This is a genomic window from Streptococcus sp. SV2 (assembly GCF_030440175.1).
In the GTDB taxonomy this organism is placed as follows: Bacteria; Bacillota; Bacilli; order Lactobacillales; family Streptococcaceae; genus Streptococcus; species Streptococcus raffinosi.
On sequence record NZ_JAQFJQ010000009.1, the window covers coordinates 25,840 to 52,118 of the forward strand.

Annotated in this window: 24 protein-coding genes and 1 pseudogene; 9 read left to right on the forward strand and 16 right to left on the reverse strand. The window is 38.6% G+C overall.

The window, feature by feature from the left end:
- Window positions 1–316: 316 nt before the first annotated feature.
- The 4 genes from PCY14_RS06340 to PCY14_RS06355 all read left to right on the forward strand — a co-directional run bounded on the left by PCY14_RS06340 (window position 317) and on the right by PCY14_RS06355 (window position 7,403).
- Window positions 317–4,300, forward strand: a complete 3,984-nt coding sequence (locus PCY14_RS06340; RefSeq protein WP_301363257.1) for a hypothetical protein — start codon at window positions 317–319, stop codon at window positions 4,298–4,300.
- A gap of 223 nt (window positions 4,301–4,523) precedes the next feature.
- On the forward strand, window positions 4,524–5,045 hold the full coding sequence (locus tag PCY14_RS06345) for a hypothetical protein (RefSeq protein ID WP_021151632.1): 522 nt from the start codon (window positions 4,524–4,526) through the stop codon (window positions 5,043–5,045).
- The gene (locus PCY14_RS06350; RefSeq protein WP_301363258.1) at window positions 5,045–6,148 is read left to right on the forward strand and encodes a thiolase family protein; all 1,104 of its coding nucleotides are present in this window, start codon (window positions 5,045–5,047) and stop codon (window positions 6,146–6,148) included. Before PCY14_RS06345 ends, PCY14_RS06350 begins: the two co-directional genes overlap by 1 nt.
- 1 nt (window position 6,149) lies before the next feature.
- On the forward strand, window positions 6,150–7,403 hold the full coding sequence (locus PCY14_RS06355) for an AMP-binding protein (RefSeq protein WP_301363259.1): 1,254 nt from the start codon (window positions 6,150–6,152) through the stop codon (window positions 7,401–7,403).
- Between the two features lie 236 nt (window positions 7,404–7,639).
- On the opposite strand, the gene PCY14_RS06360 is transcribed toward PCY14_RS06355, so the two are convergent.
- Both PCY14_RS06360 and PCY14_RS06365 read right to left on the reverse strand, forming a co-directional pair.
- Window positions 7,640–8,857, reverse strand: a complete 1,218-nt coding sequence (locus PCY14_RS06360) for a tyrosine-type recombinase/integrase (RefSeq protein ID WP_001291561.1) — start codon at window positions 8,855–8,857, stop codon at window positions 7,640–7,642.
- Between the two features lie 81 nt (window positions 8,858–8,938).
- Entirely contained in the window at window positions 8,939–9,142 is a 204-nt protein-coding gene (locus tag PCY14_RS06365; protein WP_000814511.1) for an excisionase, read from the reverse strand.
- Here PCY14_RS06365 and PCY14_RS06370 point away from each other — a divergent pair.
- Window positions 9,126–9,377 (forward strand): hypothetical protein, encoded by a 252-nt coding sequence (locus PCY14_RS06370; RefSeq protein ID WP_001845478.1) that lies wholly within the window; start codon window positions 9,126–9,128, stop codon window positions 9,375–9,377. The genes PCY14_RS06365 and PCY14_RS06370 overlap by 17 nt on opposite strands.
- A gap of 225 nt (window positions 9,378–9,602) precedes the next feature.
- Here PCY14_RS06370 and PCY14_RS06375 read toward each other — a convergent pair whose 3' ends face one another.
- Both PCY14_RS06375 and PCY14_RS06380 read right to left on the reverse strand, forming a co-directional pair.
- Window positions 9,603–9,833, reverse strand: coding sequence for a helix-turn-helix domain-containing protein (locus PCY14_RS06375; protein ID WP_000857133.1), 231 nt, complete (start codon window positions 9,831–9,833; stop codon window positions 9,603–9,605).
- On the reverse strand, window positions 9,830–10,252 hold the full coding sequence (locus PCY14_RS06380) for a sigma-70 family RNA polymerase sigma factor (protein WP_000804885.1): 423 nt from the start codon (window positions 10,250–10,252) through the stop codon (window positions 9,830–9,832). Before PCY14_RS06380 ends, PCY14_RS06375 begins: the two co-directional genes overlap by 4 nt.
- Before the next feature lie 503 nt (window positions 10,253–10,755).
- On the opposite strand from PCY14_RS06380, the gene PCY14_RS06385 reads away from it, so the two are divergent.
- Window positions 10,756–11,109 (forward strand): helix-turn-helix transcriptional regulator, encoded by a 354-nt coding sequence (locus PCY14_RS06385; protein WP_001227347.1) that lies wholly within the window; start codon window positions 10,756–10,758, stop codon window positions 11,107–11,109.
- A gap of 59 nt (window positions 11,110–11,168) precedes the next feature.
- Here PCY14_RS06385 and PCY14_RS06390 read toward each other — a convergent pair whose 3' ends face one another.
- The gene (locus PCY14_RS06390) at window positions 11,169–11,360 is read right to left on the reverse strand and encodes a cysteine-rich KTR domain-containing protein (RefSeq protein WP_001860868.1); all 192 of its coding nucleotides are present in this window, start codon (window positions 11,358–11,360) and stop codon (window positions 11,169–11,171) included.
- A 521-nt stretch (window positions 11,361–11,881) separates the two neighbouring features.
- On the opposite strand from PCY14_RS06390, the gene PCY14_RS06395 reads away from it, so the two are divergent.
- The 3 genes from PCY14_RS06395 to msr(D) all read left to right on the forward strand — a co-directional run bounded on the left by PCY14_RS06395 (window position 11,882) and on the right by msr(D) (window position 15,238).
- On the forward strand, window positions 11,882–12,052 hold the full coding sequence (locus tag PCY14_RS06395; RefSeq protein ID WP_000873143.1) for a hypothetical protein: 171 nt from the start codon (window positions 11,882–11,884) through the stop codon (window positions 12,050–12,052).
- Window positions 12,053–12,437: 385 nt separating this feature from the next.
- Window positions 12,438–13,655, forward strand: a complete 1,218-nt coding sequence (gene mef(A), locus PCY14_RS06400) for a macrolide efflux MFS transporter Mef(A) (RefSeq protein WP_000417519.1) — start codon at window positions 12,438–12,440, stop codon at window positions 13,653–13,655.
- Window positions 13,656–13,774: 119 nt separating this feature from the next.
- Window positions 13,775–15,238, forward strand: a complete 1,464-nt coding sequence (gene msr(D), locus PCY14_RS06405) for an ABC-F type ribosomal protection protein Msr(D) (RefSeq protein ID WP_000420313.1) — start codon at window positions 13,775–13,777, stop codon at window positions 15,236–15,238.
- Window positions 15,239–15,355: 117 nt separating this feature from the next.
- On the opposite strand, the gene PCY14_RS06410 is transcribed toward msr(D), so the two are convergent.
- The 11 genes and pseudogenes from PCY14_RS06410 to PCY14_RS06460 all read right to left on the reverse strand — a co-directional run bounded on the left by PCY14_RS06410 (window position 15,356) and on the right by PCY14_RS06460 (window position 26,219).
- The gene (locus tag PCY14_RS06410) at window positions 15,356–15,655 is read right to left on the reverse strand and encodes a DUF5960 family protein (RefSeq protein ID WP_001072467.1); all 300 of its coding nucleotides are present in this window, start codon (window positions 15,653–15,655) and stop codon (window positions 15,356–15,358) included.
- Window positions 15,642–16,010: a hypothetical protein gene (locus PCY14_RS06415; RefSeq protein WP_000567222.1), complete on the reverse strand. Its 369-nt coding sequence runs from the start codon at window positions 16,008–16,010 to the stop codon at window positions 15,642–15,644. Before PCY14_RS06415 ends, PCY14_RS06410 begins: the two co-directional genes overlap by 14 nt.
- A 12-nt stretch (window positions 16,011–16,022) precedes the next feature.
- Window positions 16,023–16,358: a hypothetical protein gene (locus PCY14_RS06420; protein ID WP_000806926.1), complete on the reverse strand. Its 336-nt coding sequence runs from the start codon at window positions 16,356–16,358 to the stop codon at window positions 16,023–16,025.
- Entirely contained in the window at window positions 16,355–16,600 is a 246-nt protein-coding gene (locus PCY14_RS06425) for a hypothetical protein (RefSeq protein WP_001813542.1), read from the reverse strand. Before PCY14_RS06425 ends, PCY14_RS06420 begins: the two co-directional genes overlap by 4 nt.
- 363 nt (window positions 16,601–16,963) lie before the next feature.
- Window positions 16,964–18,883: a tetracycline resistance ribosomal protection protein Tet(M) gene (gene tet(M) / locus PCY14_RS06430; RefSeq protein ID WP_285308148.1), complete on the reverse strand. Its 1,920-nt coding sequence runs from the start codon at window positions 18,881–18,883 to the stop codon at window positions 16,964–16,966.
- A gap of 15 nt (window positions 18,884–18,898) precedes the next feature.
- Window positions 18,899–18,946 (reverse strand): annotated as a pseudogene (locus PCY14_RS09880) (hypothetical protein); the annotation flags it as partial.
- A gap of 313 nt (window positions 18,947–19,259) precedes the next feature.
- Window positions 19,260–20,189: a conjugal transfer protein gene (locus PCY14_RS06440; RefSeq protein ID WP_000584386.1), complete on the reverse strand. Its 930-nt coding sequence runs from the start codon at window positions 20,187–20,189 to the stop codon at window positions 19,260–19,262.
- Between the two features lie 16 nt (window positions 20,190–20,205).
- A complete protein-coding gene (locus PCY14_RS06445) occupies window positions 20,206–21,219 on the reverse strand; it encodes a lysozyme family protein (protein ID WP_000769871.1) in 1,014 nt (337 codons plus the stop codon).
- Window positions 21,216–23,393 (reverse strand): CD3337/EF1877 family mobilome membrane protein, encoded by a 2,178-nt coding sequence (locus PCY14_RS06450; protein ID WP_000804748.1) that lies wholly within the window; start codon window positions 23,391–23,393, stop codon window positions 21,216–21,218. The genes PCY14_RS06445 and PCY14_RS06450 overlap by 4 nt, the downstream gene beginning before the upstream one ends.
- A gap of 2 nt (window positions 23,394–23,395) precedes the next feature.
- Window positions 23,396–25,843 carry an ATP-binding protein gene (locus PCY14_RS06455; protein ID WP_054381916.1) on the reverse strand — a complete coding sequence of 816 codons (2,448 nt, stop codon included), beginning with the start codon at window positions 25,841–25,843 and terminating at the stop codon, window positions 23,396–23,398.
- Window positions 25,827–26,219, reverse strand: coding sequence for a conjugal transfer protein (locus tag PCY14_RS06460; RefSeq protein WP_000723888.1), 393 nt, complete (start codon window positions 26,217–26,219; stop codon window positions 25,827–25,829). Before PCY14_RS06460 ends, PCY14_RS06455 begins: the two co-directional genes overlap by 17 nt.
- Window positions 26,220–26,279 lie beyond the last annotated feature (60 nt).

Here is a 26,279-nt window from a genome sequence, read left to right on the forward strand (position 1 = left end):
CCATTAAAGACTCATCATTTAAGTTATCGGGGTAATCTCATTTTGATGTCACTTTCATAAACTACTTGATAGATATTGCACATTAAAGCACTATTTTTTCACTTAGGGGTTAAAATGATTAAAGTTCTTACACCTTACTTGTAAAAATTCGATTCTCGTATTATAGTATATATAAGAGATATCAAAAATTTTAATCTTTGATAAGAACTTGTTAGCTTCTCCGAGGGAAAATGAAATCTTAATAGAAAAGATTTCCATGAGAACTTAGCAAGTATAGGATTTTATTTCTCATAAAAAGAAGAAAGGGGGAGTATTTTTGAGAGCCTATAGGGAAGATGCGACTGAAGCAGCGGCAAGAACTGCCGAAGAGCATATTGCACATAAATCAGCGGACTCTGATTTAGTTGATACTATAGATCTTTCTAAATTATTGACTAACCCAAAAAGTCGCTCTGACCACAGTGCCCCCTCTCCATTAGATTTTGCTAGAGCAGACGAAGCCCTCTTTGATAATCATGCCCAATCAGAAACCGTGAGGATTCCATCAAAGCAAGAGATTATTTTTCAAGGAGCAGATTCTAAAACTCCAGACCCTGAAGTCATGGAAAACCATGTCTTTACAGGAACTAGAGATAGGAAGACTGGCTTAATCGAATGGGACAAGGACAGTTATACCTATCCTAAGATATCGGTACCAGTTGTCCAGGGCTATTTCGCTGACCAAAAAGAAGCGGGTTTTAACGTTGTCACACCCTATGTGCCAACGGTAACGGAACATGTGACCTATAGGAAATTGGGACGCATTATCCCTGTGACAGAAGATGGGGAATATATTCCAGGTGCTTTGACTAAGCAGTATAACAATAACAAAAAAGATCCACGAAAGGCGGGTGAGACAGCAACACCAGCTGTTCAAGATTATATGACAGATATTAAAAGTGTAGTACCGAACAAACCAGGAGGGGATACTCCGGTTGTGTATCGTAAAATTTTCAAGAAAGCCAGCATCACTTATATTGATGAAACTACTGGTGCTTACTTGGTTAGTGACCAGTTGACCGGGGAATTGGGTGAAGCGATTGAATACGGAACAGCAACACGTATCAAGACTTTCAAGGACATGGGGTATGACTTGATTCAGGACGAATTCCCTAAAGATGCCATTTTTGATGATAAGGATATTGATGATCAAGAGTGGTTTGTCCTCTTGCAACACGATGTTGCCAAGGTAGGGCCTGATCATGAACAAGTCCCAGATACTCCAATCAATCCTAATAATCCAGATGGACCTAAGTGGCCATCTAAGTATGCTTACGAGAAAGAAGTAAGCTTCACAGTCTTTTACAAGAGTACAGATGGCAATGCGGATTTGCCAGATGCTGATGTTCAAAAGGCTTATTGGGTACGTACCCTTACCTTTGACAAGGTCTCAGGAGAGCTTGTTGATGAAACTGAATGGTCTCCAAACAAAACAAAATATTATGACATCTACGCACCAGTTGTTTTAGGTTATTATGCCGATAAAGTGGACGTTAAGGGTAGAGATGTAACAGAAGACAATATGGAAGAAACTGTTACCTACATGCCACTTGGTAAGATTATTCCTATTGATGCTAACGGACGCTTGATTCCGAACGTTCCAACGCCAACCTTTAACAATGATGCCAACAATCCAACTAAGGTCAGTGAGACACTCGTACCTCATATTCCTGGCTACCGTCCAGTCCAAGAGAGTGTTCTTCCTGAAAATTTGACAGATGACATTCTCATTGAATACGCTCCAATCCTTGAAGATGTGACGCAACCAACCTTGCAAACTGTCTTCTTCAAGGGAGCTGGCGCAGCCACACCATCTGTTAATATCCAGTCTGAATTCAGCTTCACTGGTAAATATAATCAGGCAGAAGACACTTATACTTGGGACCAAGACAGCCATACCTTTGCTAAGGTTACTGTTCCTGTGATAGAAGGCTATTATGCTGACAAGGCAGTTGCCGGTATGCAGGTGGTAACACCTGATAAACCAGAGGCTACAGATAATGTTACCTACAAGGAACTTGGTAGAATCATTCCTGTTGATACCTTTGGAAATCCAATCGCAGATGCAGAGCCTGTTCCTTTTGCCAATGATCCTAAGGATGCTACGCAAGTTATTGAGACATTGGCACCAGAGCTTGCGGGTTACCAAGCTGAGAGTGCATTGGTCTTGCCTATTGACCTCAGTCTTGACCAAACCTTGGTTTATGAGCCAATCTTGGAAGATATTACTCAAGATACCAAACAAACGGTTACCTTCCAAGGTGCAGGTTACAAGGATCCTGTTATCAATATCCAAGACAGCTTCAGCTTCCATGGTAAATTTAACCAAGTGGAAGAAACGAGCACATGGGATCAAGACAGCTTCACTTATGATGTTGTAGACGTCCCAGTTGTTGAAGGCTTCTATGCAGATAAACGTCAAGCTGGTGGACTTGAAGTTCGCCCAGACCTTCCAGAAGTGGAAGATACAGTAACTTACACAGAGCTTGGTAAGATTATTCCAGTAGATGAGTATGGTACACCTATTGAAAATGCACCTACTCCAAGCTACAACAACGATCCTGAAGATCCAACCATGGCTATGGAAACAGTCGTTCCAGATGTTCTTGGTTACATTTCTGAAAAGGCCTTTATTACTCCAGAACACCCAGGTCAAGATACCAACGTGGTTTATGCTAAGGATGAGCAAAAAGCTATTATCCTTTACATGAATGAGCTTGATAAGTCAGAATTGACTCGTGATGTTGTCGTCGGAAGCTCAGGTGAGAAGATTGACTACTCTACTGATGAACAAATCGCAAACTTGCTCAAACAAGGTTATGAACTTGTCAACGATGGTTATGCAGAAGCCTTTGACCACACTTACAACGGTGATTCTGACTTTGATCAAGTCTTCGAAGTGGTTCTTCGTGAACGTTTGGTTCTTATCGACCCAGATATGCCAGCACCAGTTGCAGGTGAAGTCGTAGATCCAAACGATGTGAATAGTCCAGTTTGGCCAAATAGCGTAGAGATGCTTGAAAACCGTGCCGATGTGACACGTACCATCCAGTATGTCTTCGAAGAAGGTGGTTTGGCTAGCGACGACTACGTTGAAGTTCTTGATTTCAAACGTTTGGCTAATGTTAACCTTGTGACAGGTGCTATCAATTATGAAGCATGGTCAAGTACTCAAGCTGGCTTCTCAGCGGTTCCTTCACCAGAGGTTGTCGGATTTACACCAGACCGTATGGAAGTCGCTGAAATGACAGAGGTTTCTGTGGAAACTCCTGAAATCATGGAAGTGGTTACTTACCTCAAGGATGCTCAGAAGGCTACAGTCACTTATGTTGACGGTACAACTCGTAAGAAACTTGAAGTGGTCGACTTGCTTGGTAAATCAGGTGAAGTGATTGAATACTCAACAATCGAACGTATCAAGTACTATAGCGACCGTGGTTATACCCTTCTTGCTGATGGCTTCACAAACGGTGTGATCTTTGATGGCGATTCACATGTTGACCAAAACTTCATGGTTACCCTTCGTCATGGTACTGTTCAAGTAGGCCCAGATAACATCCAAGAAGCTGGTAAACCAATTAACCCAACAGATCCAGATGGTGCCAAATGGCCAGAACGTGAAAACTATATCAAAGATGTCACCTTCACAGTTCTCTACGAATCAAGTGATGGTCAAGCAGACCTTCCTGCCAATAACATCCAAACCGCTCAATGGACACGTAGTTTGACCATTGATAAGGTGACAGGTGAAGAACTCGGTTCAAGCTACTGGACTTCAAATAAAGGTCAGTTTGAAACAGTTGTTACACCTGAAGTAGAAGGCTACAGCGCTGACAAGGATAAAGTTGAAGGTAAGACCGTTGGACAACGTAATCTCGAAGAAACAGTTGTCTATATCCCACTTACAGGCGATATTAACGGTAAGCCTAAGGAAGATAAGGCAGATGACATTGTCGTTGAAGATGTTCAAGATTTAGAAGTACTTGACCAAGTCGAAGAAGCTTCTGAATCTCATGACGGTCCAACAACCTATGGACCAGGCGATGACTTTGAAGCACCTGTTTCAGGTCAAGCTGAGGGTAAAGGCTCTAAACACAAGATGCCAATTAATCTCTCAAATGAGGAAGAAGCAAGCAAAGGTAAGATTGAAGAAACCATCAACATCGCAGGCTTTACCGTATCGGTAACAGGTCTAGGACTTGGCCGTAACGGACGTAAGAAGAAAAATAAAAAAGATCACAAAGATCAAAAAGAAAAATAATCAAAAGTCCTGAATCACTCAGGCATGCCCAGACAGAAAGAAAATCTCAAGTTGCTTATGGCACTTGGGATTTTTTTTGTTCATTAGCAATTTCATGCCATTTGACTCACTGCTATTTGCATCTTTGACTCATCATTGACAATATGACCAGTTTTTTATAGTATAAAATGGTTAACTTATATATTTTTATAGGTTTACTCATATTTTTTACTGGAGAATGATGATGAGAAAATTATTTTCACTATTGATATCATCGAATACAGATTTACCCAAAGATAGTTTACTTGTAAAACTACAATGGCAAGAAACGAAAGCAGTAGACCAAACCCTTATTTTAAGACATCAAAAAAGATTGCGGGAGATTTTACTCGTAAAAGGTGGAGAGGCATTAAGAGCAACCTTTTTATTGAAAAGACCGTCGTCTTTTGGAAGAAAATCACAAGATAAACTAGATATATCCTCAGCTACTTTTCTATCGGATGTCCAATTTACCAAGGCAGATATCCTGCAGTTTGTGAGTGCAATTGGAGATTACAATCCCTTACATCAGCAGGCTCCCTTTTTAATTCCAGCCTGTCTTTATTTAGACTATTTGAGACAGGTTCTACCACAAAGAGTTTCTGTCTTATCCTTACGTTTTTTAGCGCCAGCCTATGCGCAAGAAAGATTATCACTTTATTGTCATCAAAAGGACTTCTATCTGTGTAGAGGGGATACTATCATAGTAAAAGGAGAGAGTGTTTAATGGCAGATGTATATATTCAAGCGGGATTAAGGACACCCATTGGACTGTTTCAAAAGCAATACGCTAATACGCGACCAGAATATTTAGGTGCTGGAATTTTAAATGCCTTAAAGAAGCGTTATCCAGAATGTCACATTGATGACATTATTTGCGGAAATGCTGTTGGAACAGGTGGCAATATTGGTCGTTTAACTGGACTTTTGTCCGATTATTCTGAAACTGTTCCTGCGACAACTATTGATATGCAGTGTGCTTCAGCAAGCGCCGCCCTTGGTTTTGCTTTTGCTAAGATAAGGGCTGGTTTATCGGAAAATATTATTGCAGGCGGCATTGAAAGTTCATCCTTACAACCTTTGCGAACTTATGCCGACAAGGATGATCGTACAGGGAGTTACTACGTTGCTCAGTTTTCACCAGATAGTACGGATTCTCTAGCTATGATAAGAGGGGCCGAACGGGTCTCTCAAAAATATCGGGTTACTCAAAAAGAATTGTATCAATGGACTCTAAAGAGCCATGCTAAAGCGCAGAAGGCCTTGGAGACAGGGGCTCTATCTCCTATTATCCTAGAAATGCCTGGGAAAAAGGATGAGGGGATTCGACCTAAGATTTCAGAAAAACTGTTAAGTCGTATTCCTCCAATCTTAGGTCCAGACAGTCTGACCAGTGCCGCAAACTCTTGTTTAACACATGATGGTGCTGCTTTTCTTTTATTGAGCCATCAAGTCGGTGAGTTTAAGATTTGTGACATGGCTCAGGTAGCAGGAGATCCTCGTTTCAGTCCTGAATTAGTTTACAAAGCAACTCTAAAATTATTGAAGAAAGTCAATCTTTCAATGTCGGATATAGATGCTATTGAATGGAATGAAGCATTTTCAGTGATTGATTGTATCTTTCAAAGACATTTTCCCGAAGCTGTAAACCGCTACAATCTATTTGGTGGTGCCTTAGCTTATGGTCACCCTTATGGTTGTTCAGGGGCAATCAATCTTTTACATGTAATGCAGGCGCTCCGTTTACAAAAAGGGCGGTATGGACTTTGTGCTATTGCCGGTGCTGGAGGAGTTGGTATATCTTTCCTCATTGAAAGGGTGGGAGTTTAACATGATTCAAAAAATAAAAGCTTGGGCTCAACAGAATCCTCATCGGCAGGCTTTGGTAATTGATGACAAATCTTACACTTACGGCGATTTATTAAGGATGATGAATCAGACAACACTTGATTCAAAGTCATCTGACGTTTGCTTTATCGTAGAGTACTATCCGCTTGATCAGTTGATGATTTTTTTAGCAGCTTTGTCATTAGGCATAAAACCTGTTATTTGTCATCCTAATTTGTCACCAGAAGTCCGACTGGCCTTAGCGTCTGAAACGAGTGCCTCCGATTTACGTTTAGAAGCAGATTTTGGAATTTTGACTTCGGGAACAAGTGGAAAACCCAAGATTTTGTGGCGAACCATGTCCTCTTGGGTGGACTTTTTTGCTGAGCAAAATCGCATTTTTCATATAGACCAGAAAACGTCTTTATTTTTAAAAGGCAATTTTAGTTTTTCAGGGAACCTTAACATGGCTTTGGCTGTCCTTTATGAAGGTGGGCAATTGATTATTAGTGATAAACCATCTCCGAGAAGTTGGGTGCAATTATGTCAGACCTGCCAAGTTAGTCATCTGTATCTCTTACCAAGCCTTCTACAAGTTCTAGCAAGTCATTTAAACAGTAGGGAGCTTGACTTGTCTTATATCATCAGTTCTTCTCAAACCTTGCCAGTTCCTCTGATTCGTGACCTTTATGACAGGCAACCGACCTGCGACATTATTGTTTTTTATGGCGCTAGTGAATTAAGTTTCATCAGCTGGTGTAAGGGCAGAGAGGTTTTAGAGTATCCCAATTTGGTTGGTCGAGCTTTTAAAAATGTCCAAATAAAGCTGAGAAACAATAAAATTTATGTTACAACTCCTTATGCGGCTGTCGGAGTAAGATGCCCCTTTACGGTAGAAGACTATGGTCATTTTTCAAAAGCAGGATTAATTTTAGAAGGGCGACCATCTGATTGGGCTAATTATGCTGGAACCAAGTTGCATTTGCCAACTATTAGACAAAAACTACTCTCTTGTTCTTTCGTAAAAGATGCCTTTTGTCTCAAGTTGAGCAGTCATCTGGCTGGTGATGAAGTGCATGCCTTTCTTGTTTTAAAAGACAGTATATCCTTATCAGAAGCTAAGAAGTCGATTGCTAGTGTTTTACTAGCCACTGAGCAGCCCAAGTACTGGCATACGATCGATGCCATTCCCTTGATGGATAGTTCTAAGGTGGATGTTCAGCATTTGAAAAAGCTCTGTCAAAAAAGAACTCATTAATCTCAAGTTGCGTAGAGCACTTGGGATTTTTTTGTTGCACTATATTTTACAATTTATCAATTAAACAAAGTATAAATTTCTAATTATCTTTTTATATTTTCTTAAATGCTCGTAAAGCCTTATTCTATGTGCTTTCGAGTATTTTTACTGTAGGAAGATACTTCACGTTTCTTTGCATATTTCCTCATGTCTTAGCTGTCAGAAGTGGTAAATAAGTAGTAAATTCATTTGTACTACTAAGCAACAAGACGCTCCTGTTGCTTCTCTTTATTCAAGCGTTTCATTTCTGCCATTGCAGAATCGAATGTTGCATGTGCGTAATAGTTCAGCGTCATGGCTATATTAGCATGTCCCATAATGTACTGTAATGCCTTTGGATTCATTCCTGCATTTGCATAGTTGGTACAGAATGTATGTCGCAAACTATGTGGAGTGATGTGTGGCAATTTATCCTCGTTATACTTATTGTATTTCTTAACAAGACCTTTCATCATGCCGTTGTAATCACTTGCCACTTTTGGATAGTTCTTTCTATTAAGAAAGAGGAAATCACTATATCCATCAATCTCAACACGCTTATCATTCTTTCGATTCGCTAACACTCGCTTAAATGCTTGATAGGCTTCTTCAACCATAGGAACTTGACGTTCGCCACTTTTGGTCTTTGGTGTTTCAATGTAGTACCCAATTTCAGTATCTCTCAATAGCTGATGGTCTATATTGACAAGACGATTCTCAAAATCTAAATCTGGAAGTGTCAAACCACCAAACTCTGAAATACGAAGACCTGTTTTTAAGAGTATCAGAATTTCATCATAATTTTTGCTGTAGGTTTTATCAGCTTTTGCAAAGGCTAACAGTTTTTCTTCCTGTTCTTCTGTTAGTACGGTCTTAGGGACAGTATCATCATCAAGAACTGCTTTCAGTTGAAAGTCAAATGGATTCTTCCGAACACAATCATCTTGTATAGCAATATAGAATGAAGCCTTTAAAGAACGTTTGTAGTTATTGATGGTTTGATAAGCATAACCATTTTCACTCATTCTAATAGCCCATTCTTTAGCGTCTGATGGCTTAATACTGTCAATACTTCTTACACCTAACTTGTCTTTCTTCAAAATATCCATAAGATATTTGCGTCCAGTTTCAGTGTTTTTTCTAACCTTTGGTCTTTGAGCGTTCTGTTTTGCGTAAAGCTGGCAGAGTGTCATTTTCTTTCCTACAACATCAATACCATCATGAATGTCTTTCTGTAACTCTGCGATTTTCTCTCTAAGTGAGATACAATCACGCTTTCCTGCTGGTACTCGGTCTGTAGCCACAAGTTTCCACGAGTAAACAAATTGCGGTTCTCCAAATGAATCTATATATTTGTATAAGTATCTTCCGTCTTTTCGTTGGCTCTCTCCAGTCTTTAAGATTCGACCTTTATTGTCACGTCTTTTTTCTGACATGGCATTTGCTCCTTTCCTTTATGGAAAGAGCCTTGATACGACTTAATACTATTTTATCATATACAAGACCCTTTGGCGACGCTAGATTGCGTCCAATGTATCTATAATTTTTTCAAATTGTTTTCGTTTAATCTGAATACGATTGCCATTCATAATCAGCCAATTTGCATTTTTATTTTCCTCTGCCAAGCGTCGTAGCTTGTTTTCGCCAATACGAAAATATTTTGACGCTTCTTCAATGGTTAGGGTATAACGTTCCCAAATAGGAATGTCAGTCTGCTTCATAAAATCCTCCTTTCCAAATCACTTATTTGGATTTCATAAAAGTTGTTTTACCAGCAATCGAACAGCTTTAGCAAAGCTCACGGGAGTTCCACCCCTGCATGGTTCTCATGTAGCCATACTCATTGCCTGCGACGGTTTTATCACGCTCGGACTATTGACTGTATGGGAGTATCATTATCACGATAAGAATGTCGTTGCAGGCAATCCTGCTAAAGATTGCTTCTCGGATCACTAACATGAATCGCTCGCTATCTTTATAAGATAGGTCATGGCGGTTAGTTCCGTTGGCTCTTTTCTTATCGAAACGTATTCGATTACTTTTATTCAGTTTTCAAAGAACAATGGCTCGTTAGCCTATCAAAACACATTGAAAGCTCAATATGCTTTGGTGGAATAACAAACCTCCCTGTTCGGGAAGCGTGGAATGGTTTAGCACGCTTCCACGAAAGGAGAGAGGATATTACTTAATTTCAAATGACAAAATCTTTGTAATCAGTCTGGTTTCCATTCTTCCACGTAAGACTTCATCAACGACCATACTTTGATTGCCATATTCATCTTTCATAAGTCGTAGGGAACGCTTCGTTATGTACCCTCTGTAATGATGTAGAATCTGGTTAATCGCTTCGGTATCGCCATCTGTTGCCTTTACAATGAGAGGAAAGGGAATCATAGGATATTGTGTTTTCATTCTTCAAATTCCTCCATAAACTTTTTAATTAAGGCTAGTCCACTGGTTCTATGCCGATAGACAGTAGAACGGTTCAATTTCAACAGGTCTGCAATTTCTGAATCGCTCATGTCCATAAAGTAAAACAGCAGTAGAATTTCACGTTTCTTGTCTGGCAACTCACGTAATGCTTCACTCAACAAATCATTTTCAACGCCTACTGATAACCCATTGAGTGTAAAAATCTGAAAGTCAGTTGAATAGTTATCTGTTGTCGCAAACTGGCTAACAAGATAATCGCCAACATCCGAAAAGGACACCTCACGCTTTGCAATCCTTGAAAGATAAAGCATATAATTCTTTCGCTCGTCTTCCATAGCACGTTTACAGATATAGTCAAACTGATTTTCTATTGTGGTCTGAAAAGAAGATGGTTTCATGTTTCTCACCCCCTTTCTGTCTAGGAAAGGAAGTGACCTTGCTCGTTTATCTCCTTTCACTCTTAGTCCCAATGTGAAAGGGGGATTTGTTGCATTACTGATAAATAAACTTTGTAAAAAAGTTCTGAATAGCCAAAAAAGCATATAAACAGATTTATTTCTCTGTTTACATGCTTCTGTTATTCTATCTATATGATTTATAAAACCACATTGGTGGACGTACTTATCTATTGCAGATAGACGACTTTTTTTGACAAGAACCCAATGTAAGGAAATTTATTGTATATGATGTACTTCATGGCGACGTTGACCTCCAACAAACCGCCATTTGGAAGTAATATACAATATTTTAACAGCGTAAATAGCACTACCATATAACGGTTTTTTTTATTGGCGTTTAGTAGTGCTTTTTATTAAATATAAACCTATAAACCATATAACACGTTTTTCTATACCTGTTTTTAATTCAGTAGGAACAATAAAATGTATAGAGGTGGTCTACTATGCGTAAAAAAGAAGATAAATATGATTTTAGAGCCTTTGGTTTAGCCATTAAAGAAGCTCGATTGAAACGAGGTTTAACTCGTGAACAAGTGGGAGCATTGATTGAAATTGACCCACGGTACTTAACTAATATTGAAAATAAAGGGCAACACCCCAGCATACAAGTTCTTTATGACCTTGTATCGTTACTTCATGTTTCCGTTGATGAATTTTTCTTACCTGCTAATAACTTGGTAAAAAGCACCCGACGATTACAGATAGAGAAATACATGGATAGCTTTACAGACAAAGAACTATCCTTAATGGAATCTTTAGCCAGCGGTATCAACGAAGCAAGAAACATCGAAGACTAATTAAAAGAATCCATACATAACGGAAAGAGCCGATAAAATGAGATTGTATTAATCTCATTTTATCGGCTCTGCGTCTTTGCGTCTGGCTCTGTAATCACAGTTACTTTGAACTGCTTTATTTCAATTAAATTTTCTTGTCTGCATTTCGGACAATAGAGGGGGAATTTTTTTAATTCAGTATCTTCCCTTATCTTTAATCGTGTTTTATTTCCACATACAGGACATGTTGAGGCGGTAAGTTTGCTAGTCAAGGAGTAAAACGACGAAGATTAGCATTTACTTCCGCCCATGCGATAGCTGTCCGTGATTGACAAGTGCTAGCACGCAGACAGAACGGAGATAGCGAACCGCTGAGTGTGTCGCTCTGCTCGTAAAAGCTTAGAAACCTTTGAACGAAAGGGATAATGAAAGCCTTGATTGCAAGGCTTTTTGCTTTATGGTGGGTAAGTATCAGAGTGAGAAAATTTTTGGAATGAGTAGAAGTGATAGCTAGAAATTATCAGTTTCTATTTCCATTTACCCTGTGGGTACGTGTTTGTTTCCATTGACAAGGAGTTTGTGGGAATAGAAATGTACCCACCTTGTTTGAATCAAGTGAAGTGTAGTTGAAGGAAATCTGTTGAAAGCAATACTTCATTTTACCGAATAAGTAATAATTTAGGCAACTTCAAATCGATTAAAAAAAACTATTTTAAAGGTTAAGAGTAGACAAAAATTGTCCACTCTTTTTTGCAAACTCAATTTATCAATAAATGAAATGAGGGAATGTAAAATGAAATATTTTGAGGTTGAGTTAGAAAATCCTGATGAATTTTTAAAACTACAAACAGAAGATTTTGTGAAAGCTAATCGCTTGCTACTAAGGAAGATAATCCAGAGCGTTACAGTCTATGAAGAAAACTTCGTCATATCCTTTAAATCTGGCATCGAATTGGAAGTATGAGTCTCATTCCATAACTTTTATATTGAACATATCATCTTGTTGTGTTATACTATAAATTGATATAAACAAAGATGTAGGAGGAACCGAAACTATGACAGCCTCAATGCGTTTAAGATAAGCTGGCAATAAAAAAAGCAGAATCTATACCCGATGATAGGCTTTTTTGTTGTGCTTATTTATACGATATTGAGCATTCATTAGTTACGGTGAGGATATTGGTTATTTAACTATACCTTTATTTAACTATGTCTTTAATATGAATGTTTCCAAATTGTATGTATGCAGACCAAAAGCCACATTGTGGGGTTTGGCCTGCATTTTTTATTGCCTAGAATGCTATTCAAAATAGAAATTCAAGCAAAATAATATGCAGGAGATAATATAAATGGAAAAATACAACAATTGGAAACGAAAATTTTATGCAATATGGGCAGGGCAAGCAGTATCATTAATCACTAGTGCCATCCTGCAAATGGCGATTATTTTTTACCTTACAGAAAAAACAGGATCTGCGATGGTCTTGTCTATGGCTTCATTAGTAGGTTTTTTACCCTATGCGATTTTGGGACCTGCCATTGGTGTGCTAGTGGATCGTCATGATAGGAAGAAGATAATGATTGGTGCCGATTTAATTATCGCAGCAGCTGGTGCAGTGCTTGCTATTGTTGCATTCTGTATGGAGCTACCTGTCTGGATGATTATGATAGTATTGTTTATCCGTAGCATTGGAACAGCTTTTCATACCCCAGCACTCAATGCGGTTACACCACTTTTAGTACCAGAAGAACAGCTAACGAAATGCGCAGGCTATAGTCAGTCTTTGCAGTCTATAAGCTATATTGTTAGTCCGGCAGTTGCAGCACTCTTATACTCCGTTTGGGATTTAAATGCTATTATTGCCATCGACGTATTGGGTGCTGTGATTGCATCTATTACGGTAGCAATTGTACGTATACCTAAGCTGGGTAATCAAGTGCAAAGTTTAGAACCAAATTTCATAAGGGAGATGAAAGAAGGAGTTGTGGTTCTGAGACAAAACAAAGGATTGTTTGCCTTATTACTCTTAGGAACACTATATACTTTTGTTTATATGCCAATCAATGCACTATTTCCTTTAATAAGCATGGAACACTTTAATGGAACACCTGTGCATATTTCTATTACGGAAATTTCCTTTGCATTTGGGATGCTAGCAGGAGGCTTATTATTAGGAAGATTAGGGGGCTTCGAAAAGCATGTATTACTAATAACAAGTTCATTTTTTATAATGGGGACCAGTTTAGCCGTTTCGGGAATACTTCCTCCAAATGGATTTGTAATATTCGTAGTTTGCTGTGCAATAATGGGGCTTTCGGTGCCATTTTATAGCGGTGTGCAAACAGCTCTTTTTCAGGAGAAAATTAAGCCTGAATATTTAGGACGTGTATTTTCTTTGATCGGAAGTATCATGTCACTTGCTATGCCAATTGGGTTAATTCTTTCTGGATTCTTTGCTGATAAAATCGGTGTAAATCATTGGTTTTTACTATCAGGTATTTTAATTATTGGCATTGCTATAGTTTGCCAAATGATAACTGAGGTTAGAAAATTAGATTTAAAATAAACAATATTGGAGGAATATTTATGTATCTTATTTTCATGTAACTCTTCCTGCTAAAATCGCAGGGTTTTCCCTGCATACAAGCAAATGAAAGCATGCGATTATAGACAGGAGGAAATGTTATGGAATTAATATTAAAAGCAAAAGACATTCGTGTGGAATTCAAAGGACGCGATGTTTTAGATATAAATGAATTAGAAGTATATGATTATGACCGTATTGGTTTAGTAGGAGCAAATGGTGCTGGAAAAAGCACTTTACTCAGGGTACTTTTAGGAGAATTAACTCCCCCAGGATGTAAAATGAATCGTCTGGGTGAACTTGCCTATATTCCCCAGTTGGACGAAGTAACTCTGCAGGAGGAAAAAGATTTTGCACTTGTAGGCAAGCTAGGTGTTGAGCAATTAAATATACAGACTATGAGCGGTGGTGAAGAAACAAGGCTTAAAATAGCACAGGCCTTATCGGCACAGGTTCATGGTATTTTAGCGGATGAACCTACGAGCCATTTAGACCGTGAAGGAATTGATTTTCTAATAGGACAGCTAAAATATTTTACAGGTGCACTGTTAGTTATTAGCCATGACCGCTATTTTCTTGATGAAATAGTAGATAAAATATGGGAACTGAAAGATGGCAAAATCACTGAGTATTGGGGAAACTATTCTGATTATCTTCGTCAGAAAGAGGAAGAACGTAAGAGCCAAGCTGCAGAATACGAACAATTTATTGCGGAACGTGCCCGATTGGAAAGGGCTGCGGAGGAAAAGCGAAAACAGGCTCGTAAAATAGAACAGAAGGCAAAAGGTTCTTCAAAGAAAAAAAGTACTGAAGACGGAGGGCGTTTAGCTCATCAAAAATCAATAGGAAGTAAGGAAAAAAAGATGTATAATGCTGCTAAAACCCTAGAGCACAGGATTGCGGCCTTAGGAAAAGTAGAAGCTCCGGAAGGCATTCGCAGAATTCGTTTCAGGCAAAGTAAAGCATTGGAGCTCCATAATCCATACCCTATAGTCGGTGCAGAAATTAATAAAGTATTTGGGGATAAGGCTCTGTTTGAAAATGCATCTTTTCAAATTCCGTTAGGAGCAAAAGTGGCGTTAACTGGTGGTAATGGAATCGGAAAAACAACTTTAATCCAAATGATCTTAAACCATGAAGAAGGAATTTCTATTTCGCCTAAGGCAAAAATAGGTTACTTTGCACAGAATGGTTACAAGTACAACAGTAATCAGAATGTTATGGAGTTTATGCAGAAGGATTGTGACTACAATATATCAGAAATTCGTTCAGTGCTAGCATCTATGGGGTTCAAACAGAACGATATTGGAAAAAGTTTATCTGTTTTAAGCGGTGGAGAAATTATAAAATTGTTGCTTGCTAAAATGCTCATGGGTAGATATAACATCCTAATAATGGATGAACCCAGTAACTTCCTTGACATACCAAGTTTAGAGGCTTTGGAAATACTAATGAAGGAGTACACCGGAACTATCGTGTTTATCACCCACGATAAACGATTACTCGAAAATGTAGCAGATGTAGTTTATGAAATTAGAGATAAGAAAATAAATCTGAAACATTAAATTTAAGGTAGTCGCTGGTCAGTATAGTCTGTTCTGGTTGGCGACTCCATTGTTAAAGAGTATAAAGACTTTAGATTTTATGAATATTAAAAATAGGAACAGTCAATTGAACTGCTCCTATTTTTCTGCTAAATATATTGTAGTTTTCTTATATGTATAATGATAGATTAGCGGATTCTCATCTACGGTACTTACTTCAAATATGAAGAAGTGATCGCGGTTATCTCTGGACTTTTCCTTATTGAGGACAAAGTAATTCTTACGTGAAGTCGCCATTGTTTTTAGGATATCATCAGTTAGGAAGGTCAATGGAATATTCATGTTAGAGTAGCGGTAGAAGTCACGTTCAAAATCTTGGTAGCTCTCGCTATAATAGTCCATTTGTAGGTGATTACGCTGAAACTCAAGCTGATTCATAGAGCACCTCCTCGACAAGTTCAATACTAATAATGTCTTTTAATTTCAAATTGATGTGACCTGTTGTAGTTTTTATCAAAATGAAATCTTTGGTCAGACTTGGTATTGTTCCAGTGTAGGAAACACGCTTGTTTTTTTCAATCACTTGAATGCGTGTGCGTAGCTGCCCGGCGTATACTTGACTGAGGAGTAATAATTTCTTCTCTAGTGATAAGTCAGACATGTACGTTACTTTGTTTGTATCATCAGAGAGTGCTGATGCATGTTCAGATAGGAAAAAGCCCATCCATTTTTGCATCTTTGTATCCTGGTACTCTCTTGCTGATTGAAATGGTAAATATGAACGGTCAATCATATCAAATCCTTTCTATGCAGAGGCAAGGGTATTTTTATCAAATTGAATCGTAAAACCTTGAATTCCCCCACCTGTGTAACATTCTTTAAAGCGATTGATTACCTCAGTATAGATTATCACAGATGAGCTTGTTGGCTTAATGCTAAATGTAAATTCCAATGGTAATCGGTTTTCAGATTTAGCATGTACTAGTCGTATCGATATTTCAGTTGTTTTGAGTTTTCTCTGACGAAGTTTTGAAGTTGCTGTTTCAACGATTCCATGTAAAAATCTTTCAAGCATTTCAATATCATTACATCCTTTGCTACGGATTTCTGAAAATTGTACTGTATTTTTTTCTTGTTTCATTTTAATCCCTCCAATCCACCCGCGGAATGACCACCGATAAGTTTACTGCGTTCAATATTTCTGGAACCTTCAGTTAGGACGGTTCCTTTTTGTATGGCTAAAAAACCAAACTGTTCTCTGACAACATCAATAGCTGTCTGAAGTCTATTATCTTTTTCAATTTGTTCTACATCATCAAAGAGTGATAGTAGAGTATAGCTTTCATCTACGAAGCCACTATAAGATACACCAATTTGTCTCACTGCACCAGAGGTGTATTTTTTCGGAATAATACAAGTACATGACTCACCATTGTTTTGGGGAGATTTGCGGGTTCAATTTTATTCTGAGCATTTATAGATTTTTTCATCTCAGTCCTAGAATAGCCAATATGAATAGAAACGACAGTAGTCAATACTAGGGCTACTGTTCCGTTCCACAGTATCATTTAAAAATCATTTTCACACCCTTTCGTCTATTAGTATAGAAGAAAGCTCTCAGCACACAATATCCACTTGTAGTTTATAATAACTATCTCCTCCTTTACACTTTAATTCAAATCTTTATTAAAAAATATTTCATCTTATTTAACAAGAAACCATATTTATATAACAACATAAAATACACTAAGTTATTTTATTGAACATATATCGTACTTTATCTATCCGACTATTTGGACGACGGGGCTGGCAAACAGGTTCACCGGTAGTAACATGGTACCCTTTTAACTCTGTTAAACAAACACTACGTCCATTTGTAAAGAAAGTTAAATCACTACGATATTCTTGAATACACCGAGCAGGGATTTCTCCACTAAGAATGACCTCATTATTTTTCAATTGAGTGTCTACGATGTTCGCACAATATTTAGGAGCATCGTTGTATGCTCGTGAAAGATATTCCTGTGGCGCATAAATTTTAAAACTAAGATATGGCTCTAACAATTCTGTTCCAGCTTTTTTTAAGACTTGTTCCAATACAATAGGAGCAAGCATCCGAAAATCTGCTGGGGTACTAACAGGGCTATAGTATAAGCCATACTTAAAACAGATTTTACAATCCGTCACATTCCAACCATATAATCCTTGTTCGCAACCATAGCGTATCCCTTCCATAACTGCATTTTGAAATGATTGATTTAAGTATCCAAGAGAAACCGAGCTCTCATACTGCATTCCACTTCCCAACGGAAGCGGTGATACAGATAAACCAATGGAAGCCCAGAAAGGATTTGGCGGCACTTCGATGTGAATGGTATATTCTGCATTTTTTAACGGTCTCTCCATATAAATGACTGTAGGCTCTTTTAGTTCTATCTCCACATGATACTTTTCTTGCAACAGTGCACTAATCACTTCCATTTGTACTTTCCCTAAGAAAGAAAGTATAATTTCATGTGTCGTAGAATCCACGTAATATCGTAGAAGCGGATCACTATCTGAGATTTCCAAAAGGGCATCAAGCAACATTTCTCTCTGTTCAGGTTTACTCGGTTCAACAGTTGTTTGTAGTAGAGGGTGCGGATTTTCAATCTTTTTTCTCTGTGGCAATAGTTTTGTATCTCCAAGAACACTATTTAACTTCAAAAACTCATTTTGCAAAATAACAATTTCTCCAGAATAAGCTCTATCAATCTTACATAATTCACCATTTATTGAAGTATACATTTCTGTAACTTTTATTTTTTCTTTTTCTGATACTCTAACCGAATCTCGTAAATGTAGTACTCCACTATAAAGGCGTATATATGCAAGACGTTGTCTTTTTTCCGAATACTCAATTTTGAAAACTTTTCCGCAAAGTTCAGACTGACCTCGATGTGTTGATGAATAAAATTTATTCGTAATCACTTCTATAAGGTTATCAATCCCTATATTGTTTTTTGCACTTCCATGATAAAGAGGGAACAGAGAACAATTCTGAAATCTTATGCTTTCCTCTTGTTCGAGTTCCAATGCTTCTAATGATTTACCGGACATATATTTCTCTAAAAGGTCATCGTTTCCCTCTATTACCGTATCCCATTGTTCAGATTCGGTAAAGTTCGTCACACACATATTAGGATACAGTTCTACCTTCTGTTTGATTACAATTTCGGCAGAAAGTTTCTCTTTAATATCCTGATAAACCGTTGATAAATCAATTCCATTTTGGTCAATCTTATTGATAAAAAAGATTGTGGGAATCCCCATTTTCCTAAGTGCATGAAATAATATACGAGTTTGTGCTTGTACGCCATCTTTTGCAGAAATCAGTAGAATTGCCCCATCTAAAACTGATAATGAACGATATACTTCTGCTAAGAAATCCATATGTCCTGGCGTGTCTATGATGTTCACCTTCGTATTTTCCCACTGAAAAGAGGTTATTCCTGTCTGAATTGTAATTCCTCTCTGACGTTCTAAAAGCGTATTATCCGTCCTCGTTGTACCTTTGTCCACGCTTCCTAATTCTGTAATCGCTCCACTGTTATATAATAAGCTTTCTGTTAAGGTAGTTTTTCCTGCATCAACATGAGCTAAAACTCCAATATTAATAATTTTCATGTGATTTTCCTCCATTCAAAAGCCCAAAAGGGCATAAAAATCCCAGTGATAAATACTCTTATCACTGGGATTTTTATGCATAACCATAGGCATACAAAGCATACAGATATTCTCCGGATACTTTAGAATCACATGATAAAGGTATTCTTAAACTGGGTACAAAAAACTAAGCCCTCCTAAAAAAGGACATCCAATTATTTGTTCCCACTATCAAATTGACAGTTTATTTAAGAATACCTTGCCGCATATTTATTAACTCCTTTTAAATAGTCACTTAAATAATAGCACGTAAGAGCATATTTGTAAAGGAATCTCCAATTTTTTATCAAAAAGAGTACATGATTACAAAGTATCTGTAATCATGTACCAATATTTGTTATTTTACAATCTTCCAATTATCTTGTTTTTCTAATATCAACTCAAATTGCGAGATTTGGGTTGCCTTTGTTTCTTGATCTAAATATTTCACAGCGACATTCACGATTACTTGGTTATCTTTTCTGGTAAAGATAGGATTCACCAATTCCTCGAAAACATATTCCTTGTTAATCATAGGTAACACATGATTACTTACATAGTAAGTCAATTCTTTTTCTGTGGCGGTAGGATAGAGCTGGAAGAACGTTTCTAAAAAGCTAATGATTTCGTCCATCGTTTCTGTATCTACTGTATGGTCACTTTCTAGCTGTTTGGGTTGGTAGTCCGATTTTTGAGGTTTCTTACTCATTGTCGGATTTTTGATAATAACCATATTATCTGATTCATCTATATGGACAACCACATGAAAGCTAGACGATATAGTTTCCTTGTCTTTGTCTTCGGTAATAACTTGTTCAACAGAAAACAGTACCTCAAAGGTGTTCTCATTCACTTGAGAAACCTGCCACACCTGTATATCGTTCACACTAGAACTAGTAGGAATATCCTTACGAATCATTTCTTCATTTAATACCTGCAATTCTTCCGTCAAATAATGGGTCAATTTCTCATTTCGTTTATCAATGGCTTCTTGGGATTGTTGCCACGAAAAGTAGTCTTTCGCAAAGGATTTCACAAAACTTTCTACTTGGTTGGTATCGACAATCTGCTGTTTAATGATTTCTGTTTCACGGACAGTATGAGTGTCAATGGCAGTAAAATTTTTATAGATTCCAAATCCGACACTACCAATCAATAAAACCCATAAAACAAAGGTTAATTTCTTATGCGTGCCAACTTTAATCATCGGAACTTTTCTTTGCTTGCTCGGTTTTTTAGATTTCTTTGGTTTCTCCTTCTTTTCTTTTCGCTCGATTTTTATAATCATTTGATTCATTCCTTTCTTAGTTATGAATAACACGTCTAGCCCCAATCAGATGGTCTTGCCAATAACGACTGCTTAAGTCGCCATAACCGATTGGGTCGCCTGCATGATAAAAGCGATTTCCCTCTAAATATATCGCCACATGAGTCACATATGTGCCTGCATTATAGGTTGAATGAAAGAAGATAAGGTCGCCTGCTTGGGCTTCTTCCATAGAGATTTCTTGCGTAGCGTCATACTGATCTTGGGCGACACGAGGGAGAGAAATGCCAGCTTTGTCATACACCCATTGTATTAAGCCACTACAATCAAAAGAGGTGGTAGGCGACGCCCCTCCAAAGACATAGGGAAACCCTTCGTATTTCAAGGCTTCGTCCATAATGACTTGCACGGTTTCATCATCAAATTCTGTTGGGGAAGTGTCGGTTAGGTATTGTGAAACCAACTGAACATAAAACTGATTTCCATAGTTATATCGCCAACCACCATTCACAGGTATGGCTATGGGATTGGGGTAAGAGACTTTTTCGCCACCTGAATACTCTTTTGAGAAACTTTGAGCCAGTTCAAAGGTATATTTATTTCCACGATTAGCCACATACCCTAAGAAACCACCACCATAATTGTAGGACTGGATAACCGATTCTAAATCTACACTGAGCCTTTCGCTACTGGCTAATAATTCACTGAAATACTTCACACCTTGCTTAATGGATTCTTCTGTACTCAATGAATTAGGTGGAAGACCGAGGGATTCCGAGGACTGCATAACATCTTCCGCAGTACCGCCCGATTCCACCTGTATAATCGCAAGAAGTATGTTGACATATTCTTCAACGCCATATTCTTTGGCATATTTTTCTACCATAGGCTTATGAGCCAGCACTTCTGCGGAAACATTCACACCTCCATAATGAATATTGGAAATTCCGCTGTCCTGTTCATCTGAAAATAAAATGGCAACAAACAGAAGCAGTGAGAAGACCATCAAGAATAATCCAGAACCACCAATCACTAAAGTTTTCAACTTCATGGTTTCTTACCGACTTTCTTAATGGTGGCGGTTTTGATTGGTGGTCTACTTCTTGTATTTTGTAGTGGTACTCTTTGAACAGTAGACGGACGTTCTTTTGTGATTGGACGTTGTGAAGTTCTATCTGCTGTAGTGGTTGAAGTTGCTGGCTTTTGAACGGTTTTTTCTTGAACGGTATTGCCTTGGCGTTCCACTTTTGGACTTGAAAAATCGGACTTAACTGCTGGACGCTCTTGTTTGGCTTGTTGAGATTCCTTATATGAAGTCTGAATATTAGACTGTTTTGAGGTCTGTTCATCATGATATTGTTCTTGTCTTGTAGTCGGTCTTTCATGAACAGAAGAAGCAGGCTGTTTTTTCTGTTTGACCTGTTCCATTTCAGAGCGACGCTTCGCAATGGTTTTTCGCCTTTGTTCCTGCTGTTCCTTGCGTCCACTGGCTCTGTCCGCTTTGGTTTGAGAAATACTACTGGTTAAATCACGGACATTCTCTTTTACTTTGGATTTTCCTTGATATACTGCATATCTTGCATTGGTCGGCAAATCTTTAACCTGTTCTTTCAAACCACTAGCAGTGTCTACCATTCTGTCTTTGGTATCAGCTACTGTACCGATGGTTTGACCGATACGTTTTCCAAGTGTTGATTTTTCCTTTCCGTCTGGTCGGGAGTGATCTGCTTGTGTCCTTGCAGAACTCCCCGAACCCGACTGTCCTTTTTTACCTGTAACAATGGCAGACCCAGCCCCTAGAGTAGTCATGGAACGTCCAAGTTTCCGCTGTAGACGGTGCATGTGAGCGTGCATAAGCATACGAGGTTTTCTCATCACACGACTTCCCACACTTTGAGAATCGTTACTCTGTAGAGAAAACATACTCATTAAATCGCCCAGCTTGAAGTAGATTCCTGCAAAGGTCACAATCTGTAGAAAAGCAATCAAAAAGAACGGATAACCAGCCGATAAGGTATAGAGCATGGTTGAAATACTAAATGCTGTCGTAATAATCAATGTGATTCCAGCTCGTGTCAAAATGGTATTAAAGAGCTTTGTTATGGCTCGTTTTGACATACCATCAAATGATGGAATCATGCTTAAAATAAAGCTCACAGGCAGAAACATAGCATAGATGATAAAAAGTACCTGCGAGAAAATCATGATTCCTGTTAATAGGAATACAAATATGGAAATCCCAATATTGAAGACAAATAGGAAGAAGACTGTACCTAAACGGTTAATGGTCTTTGTAATGGTTAGATTGGTATTGCTTCTGTCTTCAATTTCTTCCGCAACAATTTTTTCTCTGTCTTCGCCATTGTTGGAATCTGGGCTGGTGGAGAGCAGGCTTTCCACACGGTCAATACCGATACTTTCAATGTCTGAACTGTTGTATTGAAGCAGTAGCCACGGTTGCTGAACCTGTATGGAAAACAGGCTATCTCTGATTAAGTCCACGCTGTCCTTGCCTTGACTATCGGAATGGGGCATGACAATCTTCGTGCCAAGTGATAAACTGGCATTACTGATGTCTGATGAAAAGTCATTGATTTTTTTAATGTAGTCGGGAGCGTAGGCAATAAAGGAAGCCGATAGGATAAACACCAGCACAAAATTCATAATGGCATGAATTGCCTTTGTGGTTTCTCTCTTTATCAGTCCCGTATAGGCAACATAAACCCCAAGAACCAAAATCAAGAGTAAGAGGAATCCAACATAGAAACCCTCTGTTGAAAATCCGTTTGCACTCACACCAGCTAAGGTCTGCATATTCTTACCAATGGAATCTGCTGTAGCGGAAATGAAGTCTAAGGAATAGGCTTCCTGTACTAAGTAACCTGTCGCATTGGAAACATACAAACTGATTGTCCAAATAAAATTGGTAATGGCATATAGTCCATACATGACCTGTTTTCCAATCCCGTCCGACCAGTTCCACGGAAGCCAGCCCCAGCTATTATCCACATAAAAATCCAGTTGATAGTTTTCAAGTGGGTATCGGCTGTATTCATTTGCCACATTGACCGTATCATCTACCAAGCCCGCAGCTTGAACCACCGTTCCCAGCATGGCTAAAAGAAAAATGGCAATCACAAGTGTGAAAGCCACTGTCATTGCCACTTTACCTAGACGTTTCAGCGTCCAGTTTGATTTTATTCTGTTTACTATTGATGGTTTCACATTTACACCTCTTTTCGCACAGGTGGTCTGGTATCAAAGGCATGGAGCAGTTCTTCAAATACAGGGTGGAACTGTATCACACCGACACGACCATATAAATCACTGATAAGGCATTGCCCGTTTTCCAAATCACGCAATCGCTTCTGATTGTTTTCGTCCTCTGGGTCTACACCAAAAAAGGCTAAGGTCTTTTTAATCTCGTTAAGGTCAGTGGAACGAAATGCAAATTTTAAGCCGAGGTTATTTTTCAGTTTTTCATCTAAGAGGTCGTCTGTATTTTGGGTCACGAAATATACCCCAGCGTTCATAGCACGACCAGCCCGAACCAGCTTCATAGATAGTGTTTTTCCTTGTGCTACCTGTAAAAAGCTCCATGCTTCGTCTAAATCTACAATCTTGAAAATGCTTCGGTCTGTATGGATAAAGTCTAAAGCAAAGGTACTAATGACAATCAGCATAGCAACGGATAAAAGCTCCATAGTGGTATATTCCTCAAAGGAAGTTTCCTTGTCGGGAAGTACCAAGTCCGCAACCTGTATAATGTTCAGTTGTTTTTCTAAGCTGATAGACTGCTCCACATAACCATTACTGAATAATAAATGTGCAAAGTCATAGTCTGTAAAACTTTCGATATGGTCGGCTATACTGGTACTTAGTGGCGTATTCTCAACCCGTAATTCCTCAATCACTTTCATCAACCCTCGTACTTCACTATTGGTTACTGCACGAATGGCTTTTCTAAGGATTGGGAAGCGTTCCCCATCACGAGAGGAAATCCCCGTAAGGAATGTCAGAATATCAATAGCCAGTGATTCAGAATCTTTGGGATTTTTCATAATCACATAAGGGTCAAGTAAGCCTTTGTTTTTCTCATCAGAAGTCAGAGTGACGATATTGATTTCATGGGAAATCTCTGGCAAGGTTTCTTTCCATCTGCCACGTTCTGCTTTTGGGTCTACAATCACTGCTTGTGCCCCATAAAGCACCGCATAATAGACGATAAGGTTATTCGCAAAGGATTTACCACCACCCAGCGAACCAACAAAAGCTGACGCTAACGCATTGGTTACTGAACCCTTAACCCCTTGACTGGCAAGAGCAGGTTTCAGATAGACATTGCGTCCAGTATCTAAGCTGTAGCCAACATAAATCCCCTCATTTTCCCCCAGCATTTGAGTAGCACCAAAACCTAAACCAGCGAGGAAATCAGAGGTCACGTATTGAATATAATCATTCATATAACGCTTGCTGGCAGGTAAAAATTCTTCATGTAAGCCGAGCATATCCCCAAATGGTCGTACCAGTTTTACGCTTAAATCGTCATAAAAATCTTTCACTTCATTACAACGACGTTTGAGTTCGTCAAGATCATTTGCTGATACCCTTACCACATAAGACAGCTTGTACATAGATTCCTTGCTTTGGTCTAAATTGGTTTCCAGCTCATTCACACTTTCCAGAGCTTCCGCCACATTGGAGCTGGTTTCATTATCACTTTGCCAAGCGTGGTTATCCAAGTCTTTCAGTTCTTTCTTTTTATTGCGGACAGTAGATAGGGCTTTACGATTCGCTACAATTTCCACATTCATTGACGTATCAATCGGGAATGTAAATTGCTGTTGCTGGTAGTAGAAGATTTCAGAGGACGGGAAGTCCAGTTCTCCGACAATGCTGTGAATGGTAAAGTAAGCTACATAGACGGTTTCATCTTCCTGCTGGATTTTCAAATATCGCTGTTTTTCTTCCACCAAACAGCGAGTAGGCTTAATCAAGTCATAGTATTTAATCAGCGTTTCATTATCCAGCTTTTTCTTTGATAGATGGTACTCATACTCTTCATAGGCAGTGCCTGTCTGTCCGTAAAGGTGTTCAATCAGATAGCCGAAGTCGTCCTTATCTAACCTGCGGATTTTGAAACGACGAGAGATTTTATTTTCTAAGAGCTTTTCCATCTTCTGAAAACGCAGGATTTCATCATTACTCATACTAACAAAATCGCCCATCAGCTTATGGTTCACATCATAGACAAAATCAGACAAAGCATTTTTTGCTTCAACGGTAAGACTTTTCATAGAAAACTCCTGATCGTTGAGAAGCAACTTAAAGCCGATAAAGAAACGGTAGTTCACTTGATTTTCGCCAATCATGGATATTAAAGCGTCTGTCTGTTGGTCGATTTTGTCATAGGCAACCGCTTTGAGCTTGCCAGTGACTTCATTTTTGGAACGCTCTTGTGCAGAACGTATGCTGGATTCTGTACTGATTTGTAAAGCATGAATTTTGCCATCACGATTTTGTGCGATAAGCTGTCTGAAAGAATCATGCACTTGTATTTTCTGTTCTGGACTTAGAAATGAGTAATTGTAAGGAACAAGCTCATAGTAAGCATAACATTCCCCGTCTTTATTCCAGACGAGATTGTTTTCAATGTATTTAATTGGATATGCCATAAAATTCACTCCTAACTGCTGTAATGGCTTCTTGTGGCTGGTTTCTGCCAAGCGTTACTTTTTTTCCTGCATAGGTCAGCTTTGGTCGCAGTGCATAAGCAATGACAGACTTCAAAAATCCATAAGGCTTTTTACCATCAAAAGTTTTTGTAGACATAAACCATGTGAAAGCCACAGGAATCCCAAAGTATTTGAGAAATGCTCCCTCTATCATGGAAAGAGGGGGCAAGTTGCCAAGTATCATCACTGCAAAGAGTGACACGACAAACCATGTCATTTGCGTAAAGGTTATGGGAAACGGAAGTCTAAAATCATTGATAGAATACAGTACCTTTTCCACAGACCAGATACTGGTATAGCTTCGTATTTTCTTCATGTAATCAATCCTTTCATAAAAAATAGGGGTAGCTGATTGAGCCACCCCGTAAAATAGAAA

Excerpts from the sequence above, each read along its gene's own strand:
- PCY14_RS06355 (WP_301363259.1), top strand. The coding sequence starts at position 6,150 with ATGATTCAAAAAATAAAAGCTTGGGCTCAACAGAATCCTCATCGGCAG.
- PCY14_RS06380 (WP_000804885.1), bottom strand. The coding sequence starts at position 10,252 with ATGAAACCATCTTCTTTTCAGACCACAATAGAAAATCAGTTTGACTAT.
- PCY14_RS06455 (WP_054381916.1), bottom strand. The coding sequence starts at position 25,843 with ATGGCATATCCAATTAAATACATTGAAAACAATCTCGTCTGGAATAAA.
- PCY14_RS06345 (WP_021151632.1), top strand. The coding sequence starts at position 4,524 with ATGAGAAAATTATTTTCACTATTGATATCATCGAATACAGATTTACCC.
- PCY14_RS06410 (WP_001072467.1), bottom strand. The coding sequence starts at position 15,655 with ATGAATCAGCTTGAGTTTCAGCGTAATCACCTACAAATGGACTATTAT.
- PCY14_RS06440 (WP_000584386.1), bottom strand. The coding sequence starts at position 20,189 with ATGATTATAAAAATCGAGCGAAAAGAAAAGAAGGAGAAACCAAAGAAA.
- PCY14_RS06460 (WP_000723888.1), bottom strand. The coding sequence starts at position 26,219 with ATGAAGAAAATACGAAGCTATACCAGTATCTGGTCTGTGGAAAAGGTA.
- PCY14_RS06360 (WP_001291561.1), bottom strand. The coding sequence starts at position 8,857 with ATGTCAGAAAAAAGACGTGACAATAAAGGTCGAATCTTAAAGACTGGA.
- PCY14_RS06350 (WP_301363258.1), top strand. The coding sequence starts at position 5,045 with ATGGCAGATGTATATATTCAAGCGGGATTAAGGACACCCATTGGACTG.
- PCY14_RS06365 (WP_000814511.1), bottom strand. The coding sequence starts at position 9,142 with ATGAAGCAGACTGACATTCCTATTTGGGAACGTTATACCCTAACCATT.
- PCY14_RS06385 (WP_001227347.1), top strand. The coding sequence starts at position 10,756 with ATGCGTAAAAAAGAAGATAAATATGATTTTAGAGCCTTTGGTTTAGCC.
- PCY14_RS06375 (WP_000857133.1), bottom strand. The coding sequence starts at position 9,833 with ATGAAAACACAATATCCTATGATTCCCTTTCCTCTCATTGTAAAGGCA.
- PCY14_RS06445 (WP_000769871.1), bottom strand. The coding sequence starts at position 21,219 with ATGAAGTTGAAAACTTTAGTGATTGGTGGTTCTGGATTATTCTTGATG.
- PCY14_RS06420 (WP_000806926.1), bottom strand. The coding sequence starts at position 16,358 with ATGAAACAAGAAAAAAATACAGTACAATTTTCAGAAATCCGTAGCAAA.
- PCY14_RS06370 (WP_001845478.1), top strand. The coding sequence starts at position 9,126 with ATGTCAGTCTGCTTCATAAAATCCTCCTTTCCAAATCACTTATTTGGA.
- PCY14_RS06395 (WP_000873143.1), top strand. The coding sequence starts at position 11,882 with ATGAAATATTTTGAGGTTGAGTTAGAAAATCCTGATGAATTTTTAAAA.
- PCY14_RS06415 (WP_000567222.1), bottom strand. The coding sequence starts at position 16,010 with ATGATTGACCGTTCATATTTACCATTTCAATCAGCAAGAGAGTACCAG.